General features: G+C 72.2%; 8 protein-coding genes. 5 read left to right on the top strand and 3 right to left on the bottom strand.

The window, feature by feature from the left end; all coding sequences use genetic code 11:
- Nucleotides 1-111 precede the first annotated feature (111 nt).
- The 3 genes from AB0J69_RS60405 to AB0J69_RS60415 all read right to left on the bottom strand — a co-directional run bounded on the left by AB0J69_RS60405 (nt 112) and on the right by AB0J69_RS60415 (nt 3,843).
- On the bottom strand, nt 112-429 hold the full coding sequence (locus tag AB0J69_RS60405; RefSeq protein WP_364138083.1) for an L-rhamnose mutarotase: 318 nt from the start codon (nt 427-429) through the stop codon (nt 112-114).
- A 234-nt stretch (nt 430-663) separates the two neighbouring features.
- Nucleotides 664-2,592, bottom strand: coding sequence for a beta-galactosidase (locus AB0J69_RS60410; RefSeq protein ID WP_364138086.1), 1,929 nt, complete (start codon nt 2,590-2,592; stop codon nt 664-666).
- A gap of 198 nt (nt 2,593-2,790) precedes the next feature.
- A complete protein-coding gene (locus tag AB0J69_RS60415; RefSeq protein ID WP_364138089.1) occupies nt 2,791-3,843 on the bottom strand; it encodes a Gfo/Idh/MocA family oxidoreductase in 1,053 nt (350 codons plus the stop codon).
- 139 nt (nt 3,844-3,982) lie between these two features.
- Between AB0J69_RS60415 and AB0J69_RS60420 the strand changes: the two genes are divergently transcribed.
- The 5 genes from AB0J69_RS60420 to nrfD all read left to right on the top strand — a co-directional run.
- The gene (locus tag AB0J69_RS60420) at nt 3,983-4,984 is read left to right on the top strand and encodes a substrate-binding domain-containing protein (RefSeq protein ID WP_364138091.1); all 1,002 of its coding nucleotides are present in this window, start codon (nt 3,983-3,985) and stop codon (nt 4,982-4,984) included.
- Nucleotides 4,981-6,393, top strand: a complete 1,413-nt coding sequence (locus AB0J69_RS60425; RefSeq protein ID WP_364138094.1) for a rhamnulokinase family protein — start codon at nt 4,981-4,983, stop codon at nt 6,391-6,393. The genes AB0J69_RS60420 and AB0J69_RS60425 overlap by 4 nt, the downstream gene beginning before the upstream one ends.
- A gap of 63 nt (nt 6,394-6,456) precedes the next feature.
- Nucleotides 6,457-9,684 (top strand): formate dehydrogenase, encoded by a 3,228-nt coding sequence (gene fdh, locus AB0J69_RS60430; RefSeq protein WP_364138097.1) that lies wholly within the window; start codon nt 6,457-6,459, stop codon nt 9,682-9,684.
- A 3-nt stretch (nt 9,685-9,687) separates the two neighbouring features.
- Nucleotides 9,688-10,527, top strand: coding sequence for a 4Fe-4S dicluster domain-containing protein (locus tag AB0J69_RS60435; protein WP_364138100.1), 840 nt, complete (start codon nt 9,688-9,690; stop codon nt 10,525-10,527).
- Between the two features lie 69 nt (nt 10,528-10,596).
- Nucleotides 10,597-11,255, top strand: a 659-nt coding sequence (gene nrfD, locus AB0J69_RS60440) for an NrfD/PsrC family molybdoenzyme membrane anchor subunit (protein ID WP_364138101.1), incomplete at its 3' end; no start/stop codon positions are given.

The raw sequence follows: 11,255 nt of genomic DNA on the forward strand, positions 1-11,255 counted from the left end.
CCCCGCTGCGCGAAGACCTTGAACCGGGTACCACTGTTACCGAACGCCCAGGACGGCGTCTCGATGTGCTGTGCCCTCAGGGCGGCCTTGATGTCAGTCATTACTCCCCGATCAATCCAGGTGGAACACTTCGGTCAGCGGTGCCATGCCCTCGTCGGGGCGGCCGTCGAGGCCCTCGAAGAACGGCGCCATCTCGGCCTGCCAGCGGGCGTTGACCTCGGTCTCGGCCATGGCCTTCTGCGCGGCCGCGAAGTCGTCGGTCTCCAGGTACCCCACGAGCAGGCCGTCTTCCCTGAGGAAGAGCGAGTAGTTGTGCCAGCCGGTGCGTGACAGCGCCTCTCGCATCTCCGGCCAGACCTCGCGGTGGCGTTCGCGGTACTCCGCCAGCCGCTCCGGGCGGACTTTCAGCAGGAAGCAGACGCGTTGCACTGCCACTCCCTTCAAAACGTTTTAATCCTTCGTGCAGGAAACTACGATTCCTGGTGCTCGCTGTCAATGCACCGGCCGCCCCGATCCGGTGCGAGAGTGGGGCTGAGGTGTTAAAACGTGTCATCCCCGGGGTGAGAGATGCCCGGGTTCTCGGGTGCTCTCAGCCGTGCCTCCAAGGCTCAGCGGCACCGGGTGGGGCGGCGCCGCGCCGGGTGCCGGTGGGCGGTGGTGTGGTCAGGTCGGGGTGATCGTGACGTCGCCGGCGGGGACGGTGATCGTGGTGCCCGATGTCAGCGTCACGGTGGCGTCCTCGGGGGTGTGGTTGATCGCGAAGAGGAACGAGCGGCCGTCGGCGTGCGAGCGGCGGACGACCTCCACCCCCGGCACGCTCCTGGCGGGGGGCTCGACCTCGGCCTCGTGGCAGGCCGTGGCGATGACCTGGGCCAGCGCGGCGTCGTCGAGCCTGGTGGTGAGGTAGTGCGCGGCGCCGGCGCCGAACTCGTTGCGGGTCCAGGCGGGCTCGCCGGTGGCGTACGTGTCGAGCACCTTCGCGGTCGTGACCTGCGCCGCCTCGCTCCAGACGGTCCCGGTCGCACCCGAGGCCAGCCGGATCGGCTCCGCCAGCGGGAAGAACTCCTCGACGGTCACGCCGAGCAGGTCCCGCCAGGCGCCGGGGTAGCCGCCCAGCCGCACCCGGTCGTGCTCGTCCACGATCCCGCTGTACGGCCCCACGAGCACGACGCCGCCCCGGCGGGCGAACTCCTCCAGGTTGGCCGCCCCCGAGTCGCTCACCAAGTACAGCTGGGGCACCAGGACCAGGCGGTAACCGGTCAGGTCCCCTTCGGGGTGGGCCACGTCGCAGGTGACGCCGGCCCGCCAGAGCGCGGCGTGCCAGCGCTTGGCCTCCTCCACCGGGTCCAGCTCTGCGGTGGGCTGGGCGGGGTGGTCCTGGGCCCACACGCTGGAGTGGTCGACGAGCAGGGCGACATCGGCCCGTACCGTGCTGCCCGCCACGCCGGAGAGCCCGGCCAGCTCGGCGCCGAGCGCCACGACCTCGCGCCAGACCTTGGTGCCGGTGCCCGCGTGCGGCAGCATCGCCGAGTGCCACTTCTCCGCGCCGGCCCGCGACTGGCGCCACTGGAAGAACATGATCCCGTCCGCGCCCCTGGCCAGGTGCGACAGGGAGTTGCGGCGCAGCTCGCCGGGGGTCTTGGCGAGGTTGCGGGGCTGCCAGTTGACCGCGCTGGTGGAGTGCTCCATGAGCAGCCAGGGGCGGCCGCCGTTGAGCGAGCGGGCGTAGTCGGCGGCGAAGGCCAGGTCGATGTGCGGCTCCGGGCGGGCGCCGACCAGGTAGTGGTCGGTGGAGACCACGTCCAGCTCGGCGGCGAAGGCCCAGCAGTCCATGTCCCAGTGCACGCCGGCCATCAGGTTCGTGGTGGCGGGCACGCCGGGGGCGAGCTCCTTGAGCAGGTCGCGCTCGGCGATGTACAGCTCGACGAGCGCGTCCGAGCTGAACCGGCGGAAGTCGAGCAGCTGGCCCGGGTTGGGGAAGCTGGGCGTGGCGCGCGGCGGCAGGATCTGCGCCCAGTCGCCGTAGCGCTGGGACCAGAACGCGGTGCCCCAGGCCTCGTTGAGCGCGTCGAGCGAGGAGTAGTGCGTACGCAGCCAGGCGCGGAAGGCCGCCGCCGAGGTGTCGCAGTAGCAGCGGGCGTTGTGGCAGCCGTACTCGTTGTGCACGTGCCACAGGGCCAGCGCCGGGTGCTCCCGGTAGCGCAGGGCCACCTGCTCGGCGATGCGCAGCGCCTTCTCGCGGTAGATCGGCGAGCTGGGGCAGAAGCCCTGCCGGCTGCCGTGGTACAGCCGCCGCCCGTCCGCGTCCACCGGCAGCGCCTCGGGGTAGGCGTCGCCGAACCAGGGCGGCGGGGAGGCGGAGGGGGTGGCCAGGTTGGCCCGGATCCCGTTGTCGGCCAGCAGGTCCATCACCCGGTCGAACCAGCCGAAGTCGAACACGCCCTCGGCGGGCTCGAGCATCGACCAGGAGAAGATCCCGACGCTGACCCGGTTGACGCCGGCCTCGCGCATCAGCGCGACGTCCTGCTCCCACGTCTCCTCGGGCCACTGCTCGGGGTTCCAGTCGCCGCCGTACGCGATGACATCCGGCATGAAGCCTGCCTTTCGAGATTACTGTTAGCGCTCACAGCCCGTTACGCCTACGTTTACGGGGGATTAAAACGTTCCTCTGCCGCGCCGCACAAGACCTCCCTCTCCGTCGTTGGCGGTCGTGGCTGATCAGCGTGGGTGATTCCGCAGGCGGGCCACCGGGATCCGAGCGTGTCCCGTGATGCGCGGGTTACCGGAACGTTATGAAGGGGCGCTGGCTGTGAAGAACGTTTCAATGCCGCCGTCGAGCCGGTGGTAGAACGGGCTGTCCGGGGTGATCTGGTCGCGGCGCACCGGGCGGCCGGTGAAGGCGGAGGCGTACAGGCCGGTGACGAACTCCATCGCCCGCCGGCCGTCCGCGCCGGAGGCCGGGGGGCGCTCGCCGCGCCCGTAGGCGTCGAGCAGCAGGCCGAGCTGGGTGGCGTGGCTGCTGGGGAGATCCTCGGGCGGGTTCCACAGCGGGGAGGTGGAGCTCCAGTCGGCGTTGCGGTAGCCGTACAGGTGCCGCAGCTCGACCGTGGCCTCGGCGAAGTCGAAGCGCAGATAGCTCTCCTCGCGCGGCGACAGCACGCTGGTCACCACCGAGGCCATCGCGCCGCTCTCGAACCTGACCATGGCCATCGACACGTCCTCGGTCTCGATGGGCCGCTCCAGGCGGCCCGCCATCGCCCTGATCTCCGCCCAGTCGCCGAACACCGACAGCATGAGGTCCATCTGGTGCACGCCGTGCAGCACGGTGGTGCCGCCGCCCTCGGTGGCCCACTTGCCGCGATACGGGACGGCGTAGTAGTCCGCGCCTCTGTGCCACGTCGTCTGGCACAGGGCCAGCAGCGGCCGGCCCAGCGCACCGCCCAGCGAGCGCAGGTGGCCGGCGCCGGAGCCGAAGCGCTGCTGGTAGACCACCGACAGGTACGGGCCGCCGGGACCCTCGGCCGCCTGGATCCGGTCGTACTCGGCGAGGGAGAGCGTGGCCGGCTTCTCGCACCAGACCCACGCCCCGGACCCCAGGGCCGCGATCGCCTGCTCGACGTGCAGGTGCGGCGGCGTGCAGATCAGCACCAGGTCGGGACGCTCGGCGGCGAGCAGGTCGCCCAGGTCGGTGTAGGCCGCCACGCCCTCGGCCAGCGACCTCGCCCGGTCTCTGGCCACGTCCGCCACGGCCACCAGCTCGACGCGGTCACGGTGGGCCCGCAGGGCGGGCACGTGGCTGTGCGCGGCGATGGCGCCGGCCCCTATGATGGCAGCCCGGATCATGAGCGCGCTCCTCGAATAGAACGTTTTACTTCCGGCGCGCGACGTTAGGGTCCCTTTCGCGGCGGTGTCAACGGGAATCGGCGTTCCTACCGGTGCCGCGACTGGCGCAGGGTTCGTTAGTACGTTTTAATTGGGCTCCATGGCCATGGTCAGCATCAAGGACGTCGCCGCCTTCGCGGGCGTCTCACCAGGCACGGTCTCCAACGTACTGAACCGGCCGGGCAAGGTCGCACCCGCCACGCGGGAGCGGGTGGAGGCGGCCATCAGCGAGCTGGGGTTCGTCCGGCACGGGTCGGCCTCGACGCTGCGCGCCGGGCACAGCAGGACGATCGGCCTGAGCGTGATCGACATCGGCAACCCGTTCTTCACCGAGGTCGCCGCCGGCGTCGAGGACGTGGCCAGCGAGCTGGGCTACGCGGTCATCCTGGGCAACTCGGCCGGGTCGCCGGACAAGGAGGACCGCAACCTGCGCGTGCTGGCCGAGCACCGGGTGCGCGGCGTGCTGATCACCCCGTCCGGCGAGGACCCGGCCAGGCTCGACCGGCTGCGCGGGCACGGCATCAGCGTGGTGCTGGTGGACCATCCCGCGCACCGGCCCGACCAGTGCGCGGTGGCCGTGGACGACGTGGCGGGCGGCCGGGCCGCGGTCGCGCACCTGCTGGCCAAGGGGGCGCGCACTGTGGCCTACGTGACCGGCCCGCTGACGATCAGGCAGTGCGTGGAGCGGCGCGAGGGCGCCAAGGCCGCGATGCGCGGCGTCGGCCTGGAGCCCGAGGACCTGCGCGTGTACGAGGCCACGACGATGACGGCCCGCGCGGGTGAGAAGGCCGCCGCCGACCTGATCGCGCACGGCCTGCCCGAGGCCGTCTTCTGCGCCAACGACCTGCTCGCGCTCGGCGTGCTGCGCGCGCTGCTGCGGTCGGGGGTCCGGGTGCCGGAGGACGTGGTGCTGATGGGCTACGACGACATCGACTTCGCCGCCGCCTCGACCGTGTCGCTCAGCTCGATGCGCCAGCCCACGTACCAGCTCGGCCGCATCGCCACCGAGCTGCTGCTGGACGAGTGCGACAATCCAGATACGCACGCGCACCAGCACATCATGTTCCAGCCGGAGCTCGTCGCCAGGGAGTCGACGCAATGAGCCGCCGTTTCGCCGCCGTGGACCTGGGCGCTTCCAGTGGCCGGGTGATGCTCGCCGACCTGTCCGACGGGCTGAGCCTGACCGAGGCGCACCGCTTCCCGAACGGCCCGGTACGCGTGGCGGACCGGCTCTACTGGGATGTCCTTGGCCTCTACCGGGAGATCCTGACCGGCCTGCGCGCCGCCGGCCCGGTCTCCTCCATCGGCGTGGACTCGTGGGCGGTGGACTACGCGCTGCTCGACGAGTCGGGCGCGATGCTGGGCAACCCGGTGCACTACCGCGACGACCGCACGCGCGGCGTGGCCGAGCAGGTCGCGGACGCGGTCGGGGCGGAGACCCTGTACGACGTGTCCGGGCTGCAGGTGCTGCCGTTCAACACGATCTACCAGCTGCTGGCCGACCGGCTCGACGGTGCGGCCACGATGTTGCTGATCCCCGACCTGATCGGCTACTGGCTGACCGGCGAGGTCGGCGCCGAGGTGACCAACGCCTCGACGACGGGCCTGCTCGACGTGCGCACCCGGTCGTGGGCGTTACCGCTGATCAAGCAGCTCGGCCTGCCCTCCGGGATCTTCCCCGAGCTGCGGCAGCCCGGCGACGCGGTCGGCGGCCTGCGGCGCGACGTGGCCGGGGAGATCGGCTGGTCGGCGCCCGTCCGGGCGGTGGGCTCGCACGACACGGCCTCGGCGGTGGCCGCGGTGCCCGCCACGGGCCCCGCCTTCGCGTACGTCTCGTGCGGCACCTGGTCGCTGGCCGGGGTGGAGCTGCCGGAGCCGGTCCTGACCCCGCAGAGCCGGGCCGCGAACTTCACCAACGAGGCCGGCATCGACGGCACCGTCCGCTACCTGCGCAACGTCATGGGCCTGTGGCTGCTGCAGGAGTGCCTGCGCGCCTGGCCGGGCTCCGACCTGGGCGAGCTGCTGGCGGCCGCGGCCGGCGAGCCGGCGTTCGCCGCCGTGGTGAACCCGGACGAGCCGGTGTTCATGCCGCCGGGCGACATGCCGGCCAGGATCGCCGCCGAGTGCCGCCGCACCGGCCAGCGCCCGCCCTCCTCCCCCGCCGCCTTCGTGCGGTGCGTGCTGGAGAGCCTGGCGCTGGGGCACCGGCTGGCCGTGCGGCAGGCGATGGAGCTGTCGGGGCGCGACGTCGAGGTGGTCCATCTGGTGGGCGGTGGCTCGCGGAACGAGCTGCTGTGCCAGTTCACCGCCGACGCCTGCGGGCTGCCGGTGGTGGCGGGCCCGGCGGAGGCGACCACGTTCGGGAACGTGCTGGTGCAGGCGCGGGCGGCCGGGCTGGTCTCCGGCCTGGACGAGATGCGCTCGCTGGTCGCCTCCGCCGAGCCGCTGCGCCGCTACGAGCCCTCCGGCGACCGCGCCGCCTGGGACGAGGCCGCCGCCCGCGTCTTCTGACCTGCCGGTTTTCCCCCCGTCCCGCCCGGGCAGGACTCGGGCCGTGGGGCATCGGGGGGTGTCATGGATTTCGCGTGGCCGCTGCTGCGGCAGCTAACCGGCGAGGACCGTACGGCGCGGGGGTCGGCGGCGAAGTCGGCCAGGACGGGCGCGGTGCGGGCCCGTACGGCCGTGGCCGACCGGGTGGTGAAGTCGGTCTGCCCGTACTGCGCGGTGGGCTGCGGCCAGAACGTGTACGTACGGGATGAGCGGGTCGTCCAGATCGAGGGCGACCCCGACTCTCCCGTCAGCCGCGGCCGGCTGTGCCCGAAGGGCGCGGCCACCCTGCAGCTCACCACCGGCTCCGAGCGCCGGCACCAGGCGCTCTACCGGCCGCCGGGCGCGGCGGACTGGCAGGCGATCGACCTGGCCACGGCCATGGACATGATCGCCGACCGGATCATCGCGACCAGGCGCGAGACCTGGGAGTGGGAGAGCGACGGCCGGCGCACCGCCCGGACCATGGGCATCGCCAGCCTGGGCGGCGCCACGCTGGACAACGAGGAGAACTACCTCATCAAGAAGCTGCTGACGGCGCTGGGCGTGGTGCAGATCGAGAACCAGGCCCGCGTCTGCCACAGCTCGACCGTGGTGGGGCTGGGCACGTCGTTCGGGCGGGGCGGCGCCACCACGTTCATGCAGGACCTGCAGCACTCCGACTGCGTGGTCATCCAGGGCTCGAACTTCGCCGAGTGCCATCCCGTCGGCTTCCAGTGGGTGATGGAGGCCAAGGCGCGCGGCGCGGTGATCATCCACGTCGACCCGCGCTTCACCCGTACGAGCGCGCTGGCCGACGTGCACGTGCCCATCCGCGCCGGCTCCGACGTGGCCTTCCTCGGCGCGATCATCAGCCACGTGCTGGAGAACGAGCTGTACTTCCACGAATACGTGGTCAATTACACCAACGCGGCCACCATCCTGCGCGAGGACTACCGCGACGCCGAGGACCTCGACGGCGTGTTCTCCGGCTTCGACCCGGACAACCGCAAGTACGACCAGGACTCCTGGCAGTACGAGGGGATGACGGCGGTGCCCGCCTCGGGCGAGCGCGACGCGGAGTTCCTGCGCCGGGCCGGCAAGACGCCGCCGGGCCGCGGCGAGGTGCAGGGCGGCACCGGCGTGCCGCTGGACGGGCGGGCGGAGCGGGACGAGACGCTGCGGCACCCGCGCTGCGTGCTGCAGGTGCTGCGCCGCCACTACGCGCGTTACACGCCGGAGATGGTCGAGCGGGTGTGCGGCGTGCCCAGGCACCTGTTCGAGGAGGTGTGCCGCCACCTGACGGAGAACTCCGGGCCGGAGAAGACCTCCGAGTTCGTCTACGCGGTGGGCTGGACGCAGCACAGCGACGGCTCCCAGTTCATCCGGGCGGCGAGCATCCTGCAGTTGCTGCTGGGCAACATCGGCCGACCGGGCGGCGGCATCCAGGCACTGCGCGGGCACGCCAGCATCCAGGGCTCCAGCGACGTGCCGACGCTGTTCAACCTGCTGCCCGGCTACATCCCGATGCCGCACGCGCACGAGAACGAGCGGCTGCGGGACTTCCTGCTGGCCGACGCGCCGCACAAGGGTTTCTGGGCGAACATGCCCGCCTACCTGATCAGCCTGCTCAAGGCGTGGTGGGGCGACTCGGCGCAGGCGGACAACGACTACCGGTTCGGCTGGCTGCCCCGGCTGACGGGCTCGCACAGCACGTACGACACGGTGATGGCGCAGATGGAGGGCGTCTGCAAGGGTTACCTGCTGCTCGGCGAGAACCCGGCGGTCGGCTCGGCCAACGCGAAGATGCAGCGCCTGGGCATGGCGAACCTCGACTGGCTGGTGGTGCGCGACTTCAACCTGATCGAGAGCTCCACCTGGTGGAAGGACGGGCCCGAGATCGAGTCGGGCGAGCTGCGCACGGCCGACATCGGCACGGAGGTGTTCTTCCTGCCCGCGGCGGCCCACACCGAGAAGAGCGGCAGCTTCACCAACACCAACCGGTGGCTCCAGTGGCACCACCAGGCGGTCGAGCCGGCCGGCGACGCCCGCAGCGACCTGTGGTTCATGTACCACCTGGGCCGCATCATCCGCGAGAAGCTGGCCGGGTCGCAGGACCCGATGGACGCGCCCGTGCTGGACCTGACCTGGGACTACCCGGTGGCCGGCGAGACGGCGGAGCCGTCGGCGGAGGCGGTGCTGGCCGAGATCAACGGCCGGGACGCGGAGGGCCGGCCGTTGCCGGGCTACGCCGCGCTCAAGGCCGACGGCTCCACGTCCTGCGGCTGCTGGATCTACAGCGGCGTCTACGCCGACGGCGTCAACCAGGCCGCGCGCCGCAAGCCGGGCTCGGAGCAGGACTGGATCGCCGCCGAATGGGCGTGGGCATGGCCGGCCAACCGGCGCGTGCTGTACAACCGGGCCTCGGCCAGGCCCGATGGCAGCCCGTGGAGCGAGCGCAAGCGGCTGGTCTGGTGGGACGAGAGCGCGGGCCGGTGGACCGGCCACGACGTGCCCGACTTCGAGACGGACAAGAGCCCCGGTTACCGGCCGCCGCCGGAGGCCCAGGGCGTGGAGGCGCTGTCGGGGATCGACCCGTTCATCATGCAGGCCGACGGCAAGGGCTGGCTGTTCGCGCCCGCGGGGGTGGTGGACGGGCCGCTGCCCACCCACTACGAGCCGCAGGACTCGCCGGTGGCCAACCCGCTCTACGGGCGCCAGCGCAACCCGGTGCGCAAGGTCTATCCGCACGAGGACAACCGCTACCAGCCGAGCGGGGAGGAGCCGGGGGCGTCGGTCTACCCGTACGTGGTGACGACGTACCGGCTGACCGAGCACTTCACCGCGGGCGGCATGAGCCGCTTCACCCCCTACCTGGCCGAGCTGCAGCCGGAGATGTTCTGCGAGGTCTCGCCCGCGCTGGCGGCCGAGCGCGGGCTCGTGCACGGCGACTGGGCCACGATCATCACGGCGCGCAACGCCATCGAGGCCCGGGTCATGGTCACCGACCGGATCCCGTCGCTGCACCTGGACGGGCGGGTCCTGCACCAGATCGGCCTGCCGTTCCACTACGGCCCCAACGGGCTGGCCAAGGGCGACGCGGCGAACGAGCTGTCGGCCATCTCGCTGGACCCCAACTCGCACATCCAGGAGGTCAAGGCCCTGTCGGCGGACATCCGTCCCGGGCGGCGGCCGCGTGGCCCCGCTCTGCCGGAGCTGGTCAGGTCCTACCAGCGGCGCGCCGGCGTGAGCGCCGACACCGGAATGGAGGTGTGAGCCGTGGCATTCGACCTGGAGGAGAGGCTCGGCGAGAGCCGGGTGGGCTTCTTCACCGACACCAGCATCTGCATCGGCTGCAAGGCGTGCGAGGTGGCGTGCAAGGAGTGGAACCACGTCCCCGACGACGGCCTCGACTTCACCGGCATGTCCTACGACAACACCGTGGGGCTGAGCGCCGACACCTGGCGGCACGTGGCGTTCGTCGAGCAGCGGCGGCCCCTGGGACACCAGGAGCCCGGGGTCGGCGACATGGACTTCCGCTGGCTGATGGCCTCCGACGTGTGCAAGCACTGCACGCACGCGGCCTGCCTGGACGTGTGCCCGACCGGGTCGCTGTTCCGCACCGAGTACGGCACGGTCGTGGTGCAGGAGGACGTCTGCAACGGCTGCGGCTACTGCGTGCCCGCGTGCCCGTTCGGCGTGATCGGCAAGCGGGAGACCAGCGGCACGGCGGCCAAGTGCACGATGTGCTACGACCGCCTGGGCGCGGGCGAGGAGCCGGCCTGCGCCAAGACGTGCCCGACGGACTCCATCCAGTTCGGCGACCTGGACGAGCTGCGCGAGCGGGCCGAGCGCCGCCTGGCGCAGGTGCGCGAGGCCGGGATGGGCTCGGCCCGCCTGTACGGCCACGACCCGGACGACGGGGTGGGCGGCACGGGCGCGTTCTTCCTGCTGCTGGACGAGCCTGAGGTGTACGGCCTGCCGCCCGATCCGGTGGTGACCACCAGGGACCTGCCGTCGATGTGGCGGCACGTGGGCATGGCGGCCCTCGCCCTGCTGGCGGGGGTGGCGGCCACGGCGTTGCAGGGCCGCTCGGGCGTGCGGGGAGGGCGGCGCTGATGGACCGGTCGAACGTGATGGGGAGGCGGCGCTGATGAGCCGGACGGACGTGAAGGGAAAGCGGCGCTGATGAGCCAGACCGATGTGCGGCTGGACGGCTCGGCCGAGTTGCGCGGCGAGCGCGAGGCGACGCCGGGCTCGGCGGGCCGCCGGCGCGAGCGGCTGATGGTGCCGAAGGCGGACTTCGACTCCTACTACGGCCGGCCGGTGCTGAACGAGCCGACGTGGCAGGCCCCCGACATCGCCGGCTACCTGTTCCTGGGCGGTCTGGCCGGCGCGTCGTCCACGCTGGCCGCCGCCGCCGAGCTCACCGGCCGGCCCCACCTGGCCAGGTCGGCCAAGGTCGGCGCGCTGGGCGCGCTGGGGGGCTCGCTCTACTGCCTGATCCACGACCTGGGCCGGCCGGAGCGGTTCCTCAACATGTTGCGGGTGTTCAAGGTGACCTCGCCGATGAGCGTCGGCACCTGGATCCTCAGCGGGTACGCCCCGCAGGCCGCCTGCGCGGCGGCCACCGGCGTCACCGGGCTGTTCCCGGGCCTGGGACGGGCCGCCACCGTGGGGGCCGGGTTGACCGGGCCGGCGGTGGCCACGTACACGGCCGCGCTGATCTGCGACACCGCCGTCCCCGCCTGGCACGAGGGGTTCCGGGAGATGCCGTTCCTGTTCGCCGGGTCGGCGGCGGCCGCGGCGGGCGGGCTCGGGATGCTGGCCGCGCCGCTGTCGGAGTC

The organism is Nonomuraea sp. NPDC049709 (assembly GCF_040674815.1).
Classification (GTDB): domain Bacteria; phylum Actinomycetota; class Actinomycetes; order Streptosporangiales; family Streptosporangiaceae; genus Nonomuraea.